The 14,350-nt window shown below is 70.7% G+C and carries 15 protein-coding genes; 9 read left to right on the top strand and 6 right to left on the bottom strand.

From position 1 onward, the window contains the following. Positions 1-41: 41 nt before the first annotated feature. Positions 42-395, bottom strand: a complete 354-nt coding sequence (locus ACF09C_RS08790; RefSeq protein WP_392090407.1) for an Lsr2 family protein — start codon at positions 393-395, stop codon at positions 42-44. Positions 396-728: 333 nt separating this feature from the next. Between ACF09C_RS08790 and purS the strand changes: the two genes are divergently transcribed. The 5 genes from purS (at position 729) to ACF09C_RS08765 (ending at position 5,413) form a co-directional block, all read left to right on the top strand. Next, positions 729-998 (top strand): phosphoribosylformylglycinamidine synthase subunit PurS, encoded by a 270-nt coding sequence (gene purS / locus ACF09C_RS08785; protein ID WP_260230829.1) that lies wholly within the window; start codon positions 729-731, stop codon positions 996-998. After that, a complete protein-coding gene (gene purQ / locus ACF09C_RS08780) occupies positions 995-1,675 on the top strand; it encodes a phosphoribosylformylglycinamidine synthase subunit PurQ (protein ID WP_392090404.1) in 681 nt (226 codons plus the stop codon). Before purS ends, purQ begins: the two co-directional genes overlap by 4 nt. Continuing rightward, positions 1,675-3,924 carry a phosphoribosylformylglycinamidine synthase subunit PurL gene (gene purL / locus ACF09C_RS08775; RefSeq protein ID WP_392090401.1) on the top strand — a complete coding sequence of 750 codons (2,250 nt, stop codon included), beginning with the start codon at positions 1,675-1,677 and terminating at the stop codon, positions 3,922-3,924. Before purQ ends, purL begins: the two co-directional genes overlap by 1 nt. Positions 3,925-4,038: 114 nt before the next feature. Further along, a complete protein-coding gene (locus tag ACF09C_RS08770) occupies positions 4,039-4,545 on the top strand; it encodes an ArsR/SmtB family transcription factor (protein ID WP_392090399.1) in 507 nt (168 codons plus the stop codon). A gap of 31 nt (positions 4,546-4,576) precedes the next feature. Continuing rightward, entirely contained in the window at positions 4,577-5,413 is an 837-nt protein-coding gene (locus ACF09C_RS08765) for a M23 family metallopeptidase (protein ID WP_392090396.1), read from the top strand. On the opposite strand, the gene ACF09C_RS08760 is transcribed toward ACF09C_RS08765, so the two are convergent. Then, the gene (locus ACF09C_RS08760; RefSeq protein WP_392090394.1) at positions 5,410-5,814 is read right to left on the bottom strand and encodes a nuclear transport factor 2 family protein; all 405 of its coding nucleotides are present in this window, start codon (positions 5,812-5,814) and stop codon (positions 5,410-5,412) included. The two genes, ACF09C_RS08765 and ACF09C_RS08760, sit on opposite strands and share 4 nt — an antisense overlap. Before the next feature lie 93 nt (positions 5,815-5,907). Between ACF09C_RS08760 and ACF09C_RS08755 the strand changes: the two genes are divergently transcribed. Together ACF09C_RS08755 and ACF09C_RS08750 are read left to right on the top strand one after the other, a co-directional pair. Continuing rightward, complete coding sequence (locus tag ACF09C_RS08755) at positions 5,908-6,696, top strand: sterol carrier family protein (protein ID WP_392090391.1); 789 nt, start codon at positions 5,908-5,910, stop codon at positions 6,694-6,696. 83 nt (positions 6,697-6,779) lie between these two features. Next, the gene (locus ACF09C_RS08750; RefSeq protein WP_392090388.1) at positions 6,780-7,613 is read left to right on the top strand and encodes an META domain-containing protein; all 834 of its coding nucleotides are present in this window, start codon (positions 6,780-6,782) and stop codon (positions 7,611-7,613) included. On the opposite strand, the gene ACF09C_RS08745 is transcribed toward ACF09C_RS08750, so the two are convergent. Together ACF09C_RS08745 and ACF09C_RS08740 are read right to left on the bottom strand one after the other, a co-directional pair. Further along, positions 7,610-9,031 (bottom strand): sulfatase-like hydrolase/transferase, encoded by a 1,422-nt coding sequence (locus ACF09C_RS08745; protein ID WP_392090386.1) that lies wholly within the window; start codon positions 9,029-9,031, stop codon positions 7,610-7,612. The genes ACF09C_RS08750 and ACF09C_RS08745 overlap by 4 nt on opposite strands. A gap of 220 nt (positions 9,032-9,251) precedes the next feature. After that, entirely contained in the window at positions 9,252-9,344 is a 93-nt protein-coding gene (locus ACF09C_RS08740) for a putative leader peptide (protein ID WP_361849886.1), read from the bottom strand. Between the two features lie 500 nt (positions 9,345-9,844). On the opposite strand from ACF09C_RS08740, the gene purF reads away from it, so the two are divergent. Beyond that, on the top strand, positions 9,845-11,371 hold the full coding sequence (purF, locus tag ACF09C_RS08735) for an amidophosphoribosyltransferase (protein ID WP_362426274.1): 1,527 nt from the start codon (positions 9,845-9,847) through the stop codon (positions 11,369-11,371). A 34-nt stretch (positions 11,372-11,405) separates the two neighbouring features. Next, positions 11,406-12,473, top strand: a complete 1,068-nt coding sequence (gene purM / locus ACF09C_RS08730; protein ID WP_392090382.1) for a phosphoribosylformylglycinamidine cyclo-ligase — start codon at positions 11,406-11,408, stop codon at positions 12,471-12,473. A gap of 133 nt (positions 12,474-12,606) precedes the next feature. Here purM and ACF09C_RS08725 read toward each other — a convergent pair whose 3' ends face one another. Next, complete coding sequence (locus ACF09C_RS08725; protein WP_260230816.1) at positions 12,607-12,864, bottom strand: DUF3073 domain-containing protein; 258 nt, start codon at positions 12,862-12,864, stop codon at positions 12,607-12,609. 343 nt (positions 12,865-13,207) lie between these two features. Beyond that, entirely contained in the window at positions 13,208-14,302 is a 1,095-nt protein-coding gene (locus ACF09C_RS08720) for a Leu/Phe/Val dehydrogenase (RefSeq protein WP_392090380.1), read from the bottom strand. Between the last annotated feature and the right edge of the window lie 48 nt (positions 14,303-14,350).

Genomic DNA, 14,350 nt, shown 5'->3' with positions numbered 1-14,350 from the left:
TCGGTTCCCGGCGCGCGGCCGGGGCGGACCGGGTCGCGGGCTCAACTGGCCTCGCGGAACGCCTCGTAGACCCGCTTCGGGATGCGGCCGCGGGCGGGCACGTCCATCTTGTTGGACTGGGCCCAGGCGCGGACCGCCGCAGGATCGGGGGCGAGGGCGGTGTGCTTGTACGAAGCCACGGGGGCGGGCGCGCCGCCGGCGCGGGCGGCGGCGGCCTTGCCGGTCAGCTTCCGGCCGGCCGCGAGGTAGGGCGCCAGCGCCTTGCGCAGTTTCTTTGCATTGGCGGGATTCAGGTCGATCTCGTACGTCTTCCCGTCCAGGCCGAACGCGACCGTTTCCGCCGCTTCTCCGCCGTCGATGTCGTCGAAGAGAGTGACCACTACTCGCTGCGCCACGGATATCGGTCCTTTCCTGCGGAGCGCCGTGATCGTCTTGGCGTGAGCAACGCCTCTGACGTGCGGCGACACCGGCTTTACGGCTACCCCGGGCCAATGCTGCTTTCCTCTGTATTCCTTTGTACAGCGGTTGGCCTCACATCGGGAAGCCCAGCCAATTGCATCAGCGTGTCTCCCCGCAATGGCCCGTGCAATATTTCACTTGAATTTTCCGTGGGGATCTTCGGAGATCTTCGGGAGGCTTTGTAGGGTCCTCCAGTTCTCTACCCGCGTAGAATTTGGAGGCAGGTACGCTGAGGGAACCGCCCACGCAACACACCACCGGGAGTGCCAGTGGCACGCGTCGTAGTCGACGTCATGCTCAAGCCGGAGATCCTCGACCCCCAGGGGCAGGCGGTGCAGCGTGCACTGCCCCGCCTCGGATTCGAGGGCATCGCCGACGTCCGTCAGGGAAAGCGCTTCGAGCTCGAGGTGGAGGGACCGGTCGACGAGGCCGCCCTCGCCCGCATCCATGAGATGGCCGAAACCTTCCTCGCCAACACCGTGATCGAGGACTTCACCGTCAAGGTCGAGTCCACGGAGACCGCCGGGGCCTCGTCGTGACCGCACGCATCGGCGTCGTCACGTTCCCCGGAACGCTCGACGACCAGGACGCGCTGCGCGCCGTCCGACTGGCGGGCGCCGAGCCCGTCTCGCTCTGGCACCGCGACAAGGACCTCAAGCAGGTCGACGCCGTGGTCCTGGCCGGTGGCTTCTCCTACGGCGACTATCTGCGGGCCGGAGCCATCTCCCGCTTCTCGCCGGTCATGGAGCCGCTCATCGAGCAGGCGAAGGCGGGCATGCCCGTCCTCGGCATCTGCAACGGCTTCCAGATCCTCACCGAGGCCCATCTGTTGCCGGGCGCGATGCTGCGCAACAACCACCTGCACTTCATCTGCCGCGACCAGAAGCTGCGGGTGGAGAACGCGGGCACCGCGTGGACGTCCGACTACGAGCAGGGCCAGGAGATCCAGGTCCCGCTCAAGAACATGGACGGCCGCTACGTCGCCGACGAGCGCGTGCTCGACGAGCTGGAGGCCGAGGGGCGGGTGGCCTTCCGCTACCTGGACATGAACCCCAACGGCTCGCTCCGCGACATCGCGGGCATCACCAACGCCGCGGGCAACGTGGTCGGCCTCATGCCGCACCCCGAGCACGCCGTCGAGCCGCTGATCGGTACGGGCCGTACCGACGGCCTCGGTTTCTTCACCTCGATCCTCAAGAAGCTGGTCAACGCCTGATGAGCCTCGACACCGTCAAGCACGCCACCGAGACCCCGGACAGCGAGCAGCCCTGGAAGGAGCTCGGCCTCAAGGAGGACGAGTACGCGCGCATCCGCGAGATCCTCGGCCGCCGTCCCACGGGTGCCGAGCTGGCCATGTACTCGGTCATGTGGTCCGAGCACTGCTCGTACAAGAGCAGCAAGGTCCATCTGAAGCAGTTCGGCGAGAAGGTCCCCGAGAACGACGCCATGCTCGTCGGCATCGGCGAGAACGCGGGCGTCGTGGACGTCGGCCAGGGGTACGCGGTCACCTTCAAGGTCGAGTCGCACAACCACCCCTCGTACATCGAGCCCTACCAGGGCGCGGCCACCGGCGTCGGCGGCATCGTCCGCGACATCCTCGCCATGGGCGCCCGCCCGGTCGCGGTCGTGGACCCGCTGCGCTTCGGCGCGGCCGACCACCCCGACACCAAGCGCGTGCTGCCCGGTGTCGTCGCGGGCATCGGCGGCTACGGCAACTGCCTGGGCCTGGCGAACATCGGCGGCGAGGTCGTCTTCGACGAGTGCTACCAGGGCAACCCGCTGGTCAACGCCGGCTGCATCGGGGTCATGAAGCACGAGGACATCCACCTCGCCAAGGCCTCGGGCCCCGGCAACAAGGTGATCCTCTACGGCGCCCGCACCGGCGGCGACGGCATCGGCGGCGTCTCGGTCCTCGCGTCCGAGACCTTCGACGACAGCAAGCCGACGAAGCGCCCGGCGGTCCAGGTCGGCGACCCGTTCCAGGAGAAGCTCCTCATCGAGTGCACCCTGGAGATCTTCAAGGAGAAGCTGGTCGCGGGCATCCAGGACCTGGGTGGCGCCGGACTCTCCTGCGCGACCTCCGAGCTGGCCTCGGCCGGCTCCGGCGGCATGCGGGTCGACCTCGACCGGGTCCACCTGCGCGACGCGACGCTCTCGCCCGAGGAGATCCTCATGAGCGAGTCGCAGGAGCGCATGTGCGCGATCGTCGAGCCGCAGCACGTCGACCGCTTCCTGGAGATCTGCGAGAAGTGGGACGTCATCGCGGTCGTCATCGGTGAGGTGACCGACGGCGAGCGTCTGGAGATCTTCTGGCACGGCGAGCAGATCGTGGACGTGCCGCCGCGCACGGTCGCCCACGAGGGCCCGGTCTACCACCGGCCGTTCGCCCGCCCGGAGTGGCAGGACGCGCTCCAGGCCGACGACGCCGGCAAGCTGCCCCGGCCGCAGAACGGCGAGGAGCTGAAGGACCAGGTCCTGAAGCTGGTCTCCTCCCCGAACCAGGCGTCGAAGTCCTGGATCACGGACCAGTACGACCGGTTCGTGCAGGGCAACACCGTGCTCGCGCAGCCCGAGGACGCGGGCATGGTCCGCATCGACGAGGAGACCAACCTCGGCGTGGCCATGGCCACCGACGGCAACGGCCGGTACGCGAAGCTCGACCCGTACGCGGGCGCGCAGCTCGCGCTCGCGGAGTCGTACCGCAACGTGGCCGCCTCCGGCGCCAAGCCGCTGGCGATCTCCAACTGCCTGAACTTCGGTTCTCCCGAGGACCCGGCCGTGATGTGGCAGTTCGCCGAGGCCACCCGTGGTCTCGCGGACGGCTGCCTGCAGCTGGGCACCCCGGTGACCGGCGGCAACGTCTCGCTGTACAACCAGACGGGCGAGGTCGCCATCCACCCGACGCCGGTCGTGGCCGTGCTCGGTGTGATCGACGACGTCAACCGCCGCACGCCGATCGCCTTCGCGGAAGAGGGCCAGCTCCTCTACCTGCTCGGCGACACGCGTGAGGAGTTCGGCGGCTCTGCCTGGTCCGAGGTGATCCACCAGCACCTCGGCGGTCTGCCGCCGGCCGTGGACCTCGACCGGGAGAAGCTGCTCGGCGAGATCCTGATCTCGGCCTCCCGCGACGGCATGATCGACGCGGCGCACGACCTGTCCGACGGCGGTCTGGTGCAGGCGGTCGTCGAGTCCTGCCTGCGCGGCGGCAACGGCGCGCGCCTGGTCGTCCCGGAGGGCCTGGACGCCTTCACGTTCCTCTTCAGCGAGTCGGCCGGCCGTGCGGTCGTCGCCGTCCCGCGCAGCGAGGAGCTCCGCTTCACCGACATGTGCGGCGCCCGGGGTCTCCCGGCGACGCGGATCGGTGTCGTGGACGGCGAAGAGGTCGATGTGCAGGGCGAGTTCAGCATCGCGCTGAGCGAGCTGCGCACCGCGCACGAGGCGACGATCCCGGGCCTGCTGGCCTGACGGACGCACGCGACGGGGGAGCCCCCGTCCGGACCTTCGGGTCCGGGCGGGGGCTCTTTCGTTCTCCTCTTGTGGCGCTTGCGCGAGATTACGTAATTACGTAATCTCAACAGCATGGAGCTGGAAGAGCGGGTCGCCGAGCTGGAACGCCGTATGACGGCGCTTGAGGGCGCGGAACGTCCCGCGCCCGAGATCACCGACGGGACCTTCTGGGCCCTGGAGGGGCTCAAGGCGGAGATCGCCGGGGCGGGCGCACCGGGCGAGGCCGGCGCGGTGCTGTTCACGGGCGCGGTCCGGCTGCCGACCGAGGAGCGGTACGAGTGGCAGTTCGGCGCCTTCACCGAGCGGCTGCTCGACGAGGACTGGGCCGAGGCCGCCGACTCCTTCGCCGCGCTCGGTCATCCCGTACGGCTGCGGCTGCTGCGGGAGATCCTCGGCGGCCGGCGCACCGCCGCCGAACTGGCGGAACTCGCGGAGATCGGCACGACCGGCCAGATCTACCACCACCTGCGCCAACTGACCGGCGCGGGCTGGCTCCACACCACCGGCCGGGGCCGCTACGAGGTGCCGGCGGCGCGGGTCGTCCCGCTCCTGGTGGTCCTCACCGCGGCCCGTCCGTAACGTCGATCTTCAGCGTTCAGGGGGAACGTTCATGTCCGCACGGAAACTCGCGCTGGTCGTCCACCGGCTGCTCTGGCTGGTGTTCGCCGTCCAGGCGCTCGCCTCGGTCTTCGTCGAGCCGCCCTACCCGTACTGGATGGGCTGGCTGCCCGCGCTCGCCGCCATGGCGGTCGGCGTCACGCTCGCCGGGACCGCCCGCCGGCCGAACGCCGACGAGCGCCCCGCCGTCGAGGTGGACCCGCCCGTCACGGGCCGCTGGTCGGCGCTGAACAGCCCCGCGGACCGCACGCCCAGCCACGGCACGCACCAGTACGGACAGACCTACGCCATCGACATCGTCGAGGAGGACGAGGAGCGGCCGCGGCCTGCGTTCGCCCGCCTCTGGCCCGTGGTCCGCCGGAGCGAGGAGTTCCCCGCCTTCGGCGCCCCGCTGTTCGCGGTCGCCGACGCGACCGTCGTGCACGCCGAGGACCGCCAGCGGGACCACCTCAGCCGCAACTCGCTGCCCGCCCTGGCATATCTCCTGCTGATCGAGTCGGCCGCCCGCGCCCTCGCCGGGCCCCGCCGCGTCACCGGCAACCACCTGGTCCTCGACCTAGGCGACGGTACGTACGCGATGTACGCGCACCTCCGGCGCGGCTCGCTCGCCGTCCGCGCGGGCGACCGGGTGCGCGCGGGACAGGAACTCGCCCGGTGCGGCAACTCCGGCAACTCCACGGAACCGCACGTGCACTTCCAGTTGATGGACGGCCCCGACCTGGACACGGCGCGGGGCGTCCCGTTCACCTGGCGGGGCGTGGGCGTGCCGAGGAACGGCGAGACGTTCGAGGCGGCCCCTGCGGTCCGCTCGGCGGTCTCCTGGGCCTAGGCCTCCTGACCCCAGAAGGCGTCGGCCTCGTCGATGTCCTCGACGCACTCGTCGATGTCGGTGACCTTGCCGCCCATGATGGTGAAGAAGAGGCCGCCCTTCATCTCGATGCCCCGGTCGCCGCGGTCTCCGTGCCACTTGTGGACCGCCATCACATGGCCCCGGCCGTCCGGGTACATACCCAGCATCTCGGCGGTGAACGTGTTGTGGGTGAGCTCCATGCACTTGGCGTACATGCCGAAGATGGCGTCGCGGCCCTTGAAGTGCCCCGAAATCTGGCTGCTGCCGGGCACGTGGTGCGTGCAGTCGGCCGTCATCATGCCGGCCAGCGCTTCCATGTCTCCTCGGTTGAACGCCTCGTAGCCCGCGCGTACGAGCGTCACGTCAGGGTGTTCGGCCATGGTCCTTTTCGCCCCTCTCGGAAGCCCTCTTCCAGTCTCCGCCGGGGCCTGGGGCCGTGCCACACGGCACCGGCGGAGACTACGCTCGCCCCCATGCCACCGGCCAGGAAACGCACCCGCAGCTACGACTCCGCCAAGACCCGGGCCGCCGTGCTCGCCCAGTTCGGGAACGTGCGGACGGCGGTGGAGGCGCTCACGCCCGAGCAGCTCGACGGGCCGACGCGGCTGGGGCAGTGGACCGTACGGGACCTGGCGGCACACATGACGATGGCGGTCGGCGCCGTCGCCCGCGCGCTGGGCGAGCCCGAGCCGACCGGGCCGGAACTCACGCTGCTCGACTGGCCCCCGGCGACCGCGACGGCCGCCGCGCGGATCGACGAGGACACCCGGGCGATCGACTCGGCCGACCTGCCGGGCCTGTTCGCGCGGACGGCCGCGCTGTACGAGGAGTCCGTCGCCGGAGTCCCCGACGAGCGGCTCGTCCCGATGCGCTTCGGCGCGATGCGGCTCGCGGACTTCCTCGTCACCCGTGCCGTCGAACTCGTCGTCCACACCGACGACCTGAACGCGGCGACCGGCCTGGACGTGCCGATCGACCGGCATGCCCTGGCCACCTGCACACGGCTGCTCGCCGACGCGCTCGCGGTCAAGGCGCCCGGCGGCGCGGTCGAGGTGCGGATCCCGCCCTTCGCGGTCGTCCAGTGCGTGGAGGGCCCCCGGCACACCCGGGGCACTCCGCCCAACGTCGTGGAGACCGACCCGCTGACCTGGCTCCGGCTCGCGACCGGCCGCGCGCGGTGGGCCGAGGAACTGGACGCGGCGCGCGTCGGCGCGAGCGGGGAACGGGCGGACCTCGGCGGCCTGCTGCCGCTGATGGGCTGACTCCACGGAGGTTCCCCGGAGACTCGTGGGGCACTCCCCGGAGCCGTACGGAACCGTCCGTACCGTTCGCCCGTCCCATCCCCATGCTGAAGACACGCACCACCGCAGCCGCAGCCGTCCTGGCCTCGCTCGTCGTGCTCTCGGCGTGCGGCACCCAGAAGTCCGGCTCCGATCCCGGCTCGGGCGCCGGTGCCGGAACCGTCGCCCCCGACGTGCCCGTCACCGGAGTCCACTGGAAGTTCGAGACCGTGACGACGGCGGGCGAGGAGAGCCGGGCGCCCGACGGCGCCCACATCGAGATCACCAAGGACGGCAAGGCGTCGGGCAACAGCGGCTGCAACGGCTTCGGCGCCGAGGTGTCGGTCCAGGGGGACACGGTCACCGTGAAGCAGGGCCTGGGCACCGAGATGGCGTGCTCCGGTGAGCGCGGAGCCTTCGAGGCGGTGCTCCAGAAGGTGCTCACGGGTTCGATGAAGGCCAAGCTCGACGGCGACCGGCTCACCCTCACCTCGCCCGACGGCAGGAACACCGTCGCGCTGACCTCCGAACCGCCGGCCCCGCTGACCGGCACGACCTGGACCGTGGACTCCCTGCTCTCCGGCGAGACGGCCACCTCGCTGCCCCAGGGCAGCGAGGGCAAGGCCACGTTCGTCATCGACAAGGACGGCCGGGTCCGCGGCAACCTGGGCTGCAACCGGTTCACGGCCACCGCGAAGGTCACCCCCGACACCCTCACGGTCACCGGACCGGTCGCGACCACGCGCATGATCTGCACGGGCCCGCAGATGCAGCTGGAGACGAAGCTGTACGAGCTGCTCGACGGATCGCTCTCGTACGAGCTCGGTCACCGCTCGCTGACCCTCACGGGCGCCGACGGCGAGGGCTTCTCGGCGACGACGGCCCCGAAGAAGGGTTAGCCCGGGTACGGGAGCAGTCCCGCGTCCGTCCGTTCCCACGCCGCCCGCAGCTCGGCCAGCCGCTCCCGCTCGATCGGGGCCCGGTCCGCCTGCTCGCGGACGTCCTCGGCGAGGTGGAACAGCTGGTCACGGCCGCTCTTGCCGCGGTAGTACTTCCACTCCCCGCGGCGCAGCGCCCGCTCGCCCCGCACCCGCCAGAACAGGTCCCGCTCGCGGACCCGCTCGCCGCGCAGCAGGTACCCGGCGAGGCTCGTCCCGTCCAGCGGGTACGCCGGGTGGGGGCGGGCGCCGCCCAGTTCGAGGAGGGTCGCCGTCCAGTCGGGGCTGTACACGGGCAGGTGGCTGACCTGGCCGCCGTCGATCCGGGCCGGCCAGCGCAGGATCGACGGGACGCGGATGCCGCCCTCCTGGAGCGAGCCCTTGTTGCCGGCCAGCGGCCAGTTGTAGGAGAAGCGCTCACCGCCGTTGTCGCTGGCGAAGAAGACGAGGGTGTCCTCCTCCTGCCCGGACCGCTTCAGGGCGGTGAGGACCTTGCCGATCGAGCGGTCGAGATCCTCGACCATCTCCTTGTACTTGGCTATGGACCCGCCGTCCTGGTGCCAGAGCGCGCTCCGGTCGCCGGCCTTGATCCGCCGCACGATCTCGGCGCTCGCCTCCTCGTCGCCGTCGGCGATCCAGGGCCAGTGCGGGGTGGTGAAGTTCAGGTTGAGCAGCCAGGGGCGGTCATGGTCCCGGGAGACGTACTCGCTCGCCCGCTCGGTCAGGATCCGGGTGTAGTAGCGCAGGTCCTTGTACTGGGCGTCGCCCTCGTAGAGGTCGTACTCGCCGCCGAGGCCGAGCTTGGAGTAGTACTCCAGGGCTCCGCCGAAGTTGCCGAAGAACTCGTCCCAGCCGGACCGGGTGGGGGAGTAGTCGGGCAGGTAGCCGCAGTGCCACTTGCCGATCAGCGCGGTGGCGTAGCCGGTCTCGCGCAGCCGCGAGGCGAGCGTGGGGTGGGTGGGCTCCAGGCCGACGGACTTGTCGGCGATCGGCTCGGCGAGCCCGCCCTTCGTACGGCCGGGGAAGCGGCCCGTGTAGAGGGAGAACCGGGTCGGGGAGCAGGTCGCGGAGCCGGAGTAGGCGTCGGTGAAGCGGACGCCCTGGCGGGCGAGCCGGTCGAGGTGGGGGGTGCGGATGTGGGGGGAGCCGTACGAGGAGAGGTCGGCCCAGCCGAGGTCGTCGCCGAGGATGAACAGGATGTTCGGCCGCCGGGAGCGCCGCCCGGCCGCGGCACGGAACTCCCGTTCCTCGGCGGCCGGGGCCTGCGCGGTCCCGGCCTGCGCGGTTCCGGTTCTGGCGCCGAGCGCGCCGACCGCGGCCGCCCCGACGGCGGCGCCGCCGAGGGCGCGTCGGGACAGGGGTGTCTTGGGCGTGGGCATGGAGGCTCCTTGGAAGGTGCGGTACGCGTGAAGGGAGTGCGGGCGCGCGAGGGCGCGTGGCGGCGCGGCCCGACCCGGACGGGGGCGTGGCTGGGCGGCGCGGAGTGCTGAGGGGGGTGGGGGCCGTTCCGCCTGGATCAGGCCGGATCAGGGCGTGGTGCCGGGAGCCGTGAGCCCGGCCCGACGAGATCCGAACGAAGGGGCCTAGGGCTTTCCGCCCCTAGGCGCAGCGACAGAGCGCGCCGGCGACACGGACCAGGTCGACGTGTCGGCGCGCCACGAGGGTGACCGAGCGGTCACGCAGAGGCTGCATGGGGCTGGAGCCTGGCCGAACCGGCCGACCGCTGTCAACGCCCGTCCCGCTCCCTGGGACGCCCGTCTCAGGAACGACCCGGGCCTGACCGAAGGTCGCCGGGCCTTGCGCAGCCGCCACCGGCCGGGCGCGCCTGTCGCGCGGCTCGCGGGGCGGCTCGCGGGCCGTGCCTTCCGCGGTTGCCGTGTCGCCGCCGTGTCTTCGCCCCAGGCGGAGGCGTCTGCGTACCCCGTCCCGACGCCGTTCCGGCACCCGCCGGACGCCCTCCCGTTGCGAACTCCGTCACACCCGGAGCCTCCCGGGCTCGCGGCTACCCGTCGGTAGCGCGTGTCGCGGTCCCCGTCGCCGGCCCCTCGGAGCCCTTCTGCCCCTTGGCCACCGAGGCCCTCGTGGGTAGCTCCGCCCAGCCTTGTTGATCAGCTCGTGCGATCACACCAATCGGGGACCCCGTCGAATTCCCCAATTCGGACCAGTGGTCGACCTCCCCTACACTCGGGAACGTGCCACGTGGTGACGGTCGACTCAATCACGATCTGCTTCCCGGTGAGAAGGGCCCCCAGGACGCTTGCGGCGTCTTCGGTGTCTGGGCTCCGGGTGAAGAGGTCGCAAAGCTCACGTACTTCGGGCTCTACGCCCTCCAGCATCGGGGCCAGGAATCCGCGGGTATCGCGGTCAGCAACGGCTCCCAGATCCTCGTCTTCAAGGACATGGGACTGGTGTCCCAGGTCTTCGACGAGACCTCTCTCGGTTCGCTCCAGGGTCATATCGCGGTCGGTCACGCCCGCTACTCGACCACCGGTGCCTCCGTGTGGGAGAACGCGCAGCCGACGTTCAGGGCGACCGCCCACGGCTCCATCGCGCTCGGCCACAACGGCAACCTGGTGAACACGGCCCAGCTCGCCGAGATGGTCGCCGACCTGCCCAAGCAGGAAGGCCGCACGACCCGCGTCGCGGCCACCAACGACACCGACCTGCTCACGGCGCTGCTCGCCGCGCAGGTCGACGAGGACGGCAAGCCGCTCACCATCGAGCAGGGCGCCGCGAAGATCCTCCCCGAGGTCCGGGGTGCCTTCTCCCTCGTCTTCATGGACGAGCACACGCTCTACGCGGCCCGCGACCCGCAGGGCATCCGCCCGCTGGTCCTCGGCCGTCTCGAGCGCGGCTGGGTCGTCGCCTCCGAGTCCGCCGCCCTCGACATCTGCGGCGCCAGCTACGTCCGCGAGGTCGAGCCGGGCGAGATGATCGCGATCGACGAGAACGGCATCCGTACCTCGCGATTCGCGGAAGCGAAGCCCAAGGGCTGTGTCTTCGAGTACGTGTACCTGGCCCGCCCGGACACCGACATCGCCGGCCGCAACGTCTACCTCTCTCGCGTCGAGATGGGCCGTCGCCTCGCCAAGGAGGCACCCGTCGAGGCCGATCTGGTCATAGCGACGCCGGAGTCCGGCACGCCGGCCGCGATCGGATACGCAGAGGCCTCCGGCATCCCGTTCGGCGCCGGTCTGGTGAAGAACGCCTACGTGGGCCGCACCTTCATCCAGCCCTCGCAGACCATTCGCCAGCTGGGTATCCGGCTGAAGCTGAACCCGCTCAAGGAAGTCATCAAGGGCAAGCGCCTGGTGGTCGTCGACGACTCGATCGTCCGCGGCAACACCCAGCGCGCGCTCGTCCGGATGCTCCGCGAGGCGGGCGCCGCCGAGGTCCACATCCGGATCTCCTCCCCGCCCGTGAAGTGGCCGTGCTTCTTCGGCATCGACTTCGCGACCCGCGCGGAGCTGATCGCCAACGGCATGTCCGTCGAGGAGATCGGCACCTCGCTCGGCGCGGACTCGCTCTCGTACATCTCCCTCGACGGGATGATCGAGGCGACCACCATCGCCAAGCCGAACCTCTGCCGGGCCTGCTTCGACGGGGAGTACCCGATGGAGCTCCCGGACCCCGAGCTGCTCGGCAAGCAGCTCCTGGAGACCGAACTCGCCGCCGGTCCGGCCGCCACGGCCGCCGCCGACGCGCTGCGCCGCCCGTAACACCCCCGTCGTACCGACACGAAAGTTCCCAGCCATGCCTGAGACCACCGGTGCCTCCTACGCTTCCGCGGGCGTCGACATCGAGGCGGGTGATCGCGCCGTCGAGCTCATGAAGCAGTGGGTGAAGAAGACCCAGCGCCCCGAGGTCCTCGGTGGCCTCGGCGGCTTCGCCGGCCTCTTCGACGCCTCCGCGCTCAAGCGCTACGAGCGTCCGCTGCTCGCCTCCGCCACCGACGGCGTCGGCACGAAGGTCGACATCGCCCGCCAGATGGGCGTCTACGACACCATCGGCCACGACCTGGTCGCGATGGTCATGGACGACATCGTCGTCTGCGGTGCCGAGCCGCTCTTCATGACCGACTACATCTGCGTCGGCAAGGTCCACCCCGAGCGGGTCGCCGCGATCGTCAAGGGCATCGCCGAGGGCTGTGTCCTCGCCGGCACCGCCCTCGTCGGCGGCGAGACCGCCGAGCACCCCGGCCTGCTCGGCCCGGACGACTTCGACGTCGCAGGCGCCGGTACGGGCGTGGTGGAGGCGGACCGTCTCCTCGGCCCCGATCGCATCCGTACGGGTGACGCCGTCATCGCGATGGAGTCCTCAGGCCTTCACTCCAACGGGTACTCGCTCGTCCGCCACGTCCTCTTCGACCGGGCCGGCATGAGCCTCGACCAGCGTGTCGAGGAGCTCGGCCGGACCCTGGGCGAGGAGCTCCTGGAGCCGACGAAGATCTACTCGCTGGACTGCCTGGCGCTCACCCGGACGGCCGAGGTGCACGCTTTCAGCCACATCACGGGCGGCGGCCTGGTCGCCAACCTGGCGCGGGTGATCCCGGACGGGCTGCACGCCGTGGTCGACCGTTCGACCTGGGCGCCGGGCGCGATCTTCGACCTCGTCGGCAAGGCCGGACAGGTCGAGCGCCTCGAGCTGGAGAAGACCCTGAACATGGGCGTCGGCATGATGGCCGTCGTCCCGGCCGAGTCCGTGGAGGTCGCCCTGGCCACCCTGGAGGACCGGGGTGTCGGGGCCTGGGTCGCGGGTGAGATCACCGAGCGCGGCGACCACACGACGGGCGCGGAGCTGGTCGGCGACTACGCGGTCTGATCCGGCACGGTGGGTGGGCACCGCCCCACCCACCGTCCCGCGCACACCTCGCGGATCCGCACGGAGACGCACAGAAACCCGGTCCGGGTGATCCGGACCGGGTTCGGTGTTGTTCAGCGCTCTTTTTAAGAGGTCAAGCGCGACGCCGGGACGACGCGTCGGGACCGGACTCGTCGTCCTCGTCCTCGTCGTCCGTGTTGTAGAGATCCGCGTACTGCGCGTACGGGTCGTCTTCCTCGTCGTCGTCCTCGAACGGCTCGCCATTCGGCGGCTGGCTCGAAGTCGAAGCGCCCAGCTCGTTGGCCAGACGCGACAGGTCAGTCCCGCCGCTGCTGTACTTCAGCTGGCGGGCGACCTTCGTCTGCTTGGCCTTTGCCCGGCCGCGCCCCATGGCTCGACCCCCTCGGTGACGGGGCTCGACGGCCCCAGAGTCTTGACACGCGTTCATGAGTCGGAACGGGCTCTCGGAGGAGAGACCGGTCCGTAGGGCTTCAACGGTACCTGCTTCCGTGGCCATACGGTACGCCGCACGCATCACATGCCTCGGTACAGAACCTTCGAGGAGCCCTGTCCTCGCTGGTCAATCGCGATTTTAACCTCTTCTTGAGGGCCGACCCGCCGACCGGGGTGAGTCATCTCTCGATTGGGGTGAACCTACAAGGTTCACCCCTCCGAGCCCCGCAGGGTCCCCGGTCGGGTCCGGCGGACCGGCCCCGTCAAGAATCGGCCACCGATCAGCCGCGGCGGGCGTCCGCCATCCGCTGCTCGGCGATCCGGTCGGCGGCCGCGGCCGGCGGGATGCCGTCCGACTTCGCACGCGCGAAGATCTCCAGGGTGGTGTCGAAGATCTTCGTGGCCTTCGCCTTGCACCGGTCGAAGTCGAAGCCGTGCAGCTCGTCGGCGACCTGGATCACGCCACCGGCGTTGACCACGTAGTCGGGCGCGTAGAGGATCCCGCGGTCGGCGAGGTCCTTCTCGACACCCGGGTGGGCGAGCTGGTTGTTGGCCGCACCGCAGACGATCTTCGCGGTGAGGACCGGCACGGTCTCGTCGTTCAGGGCGCCGCCCAGCGCGCACGGGGCGTAGATCTCCAGGCCCTCGACGCGGATCAGGGCGTCGGTGTCCGCGACGACCTTGACCTGGGGGTGCTTGTCGGTGATCCGGCGCACCGACTCCTCGCGCACGTCCGTGATGTACACCTCGGCGCCGTCCTCCAGGAGGTGCTCGACGAGGTAGTGGCCGACCTTGCCGACGCCCGCGACGCCGACCTTGCGGTCGCGGAGCGTGGGGTCGCCCCAGAGGGTCTGGGCGGAGGCGCGCATGCCCTGGAAGACGCCGAAGGCGGTGAGGACGGAGGAGTCGCCGGCGCCGCCGTTATCGGGGGAGCGGCCGGTGGTCCACTGGTTGGTGCGGGCCACGACGTCCATGTCGGCGACGTAGGTGCCGACGTCGCAGGCCGTCACGTAGCGGCCGCCGAGGGAGGCGACCATGCGGCCGTAGGCGAGCAGCAGCTCCTCGCTCTTGATCTTCTCGGGGTCGCCGATGATCACGGCCTTGCCGCCGCCGTGGTCGAGGCCGGCCATGGCGTTCTTGTACGACATGCCCCGGGCGAGGTTCAGCGCGTCGGCGACGGCCTCGGCCTCGGTGGCGTAGGGGTAGAACCGGGTGCCGCCGAGGGCGGGGCCCAGGGCGGTGGAGTGGAGGGCGATGACGGCCTTGAGGCCGGAGGCGCGGTCCTGGCAGAGCACGACTTGCTCGTGGCCACCCTGCTCCGAGTGGAACAGAGTGTGCAGTACGTCAGCAGCAGGAACGCCGGTCACATCGGTCACGGTGGTGACTCCCAAGTACGAAGCGGCGGTTACGCCGGCCCCTCCATG

Origin of the sequence: Streptomyces sp. NPDC014870, from assembly GCF_043081505.1 — a bacterium.
GTDB lineage: Bacteria > Actinomycetota > Actinomycetes > Streptomycetales > Streptomycetaceae > Streptomyces.
The sequence above is the reverse complement of the archived record's forward strand: the minus strand, read 5'-3'. Positions and strand labels throughout refer to the sequence as shown.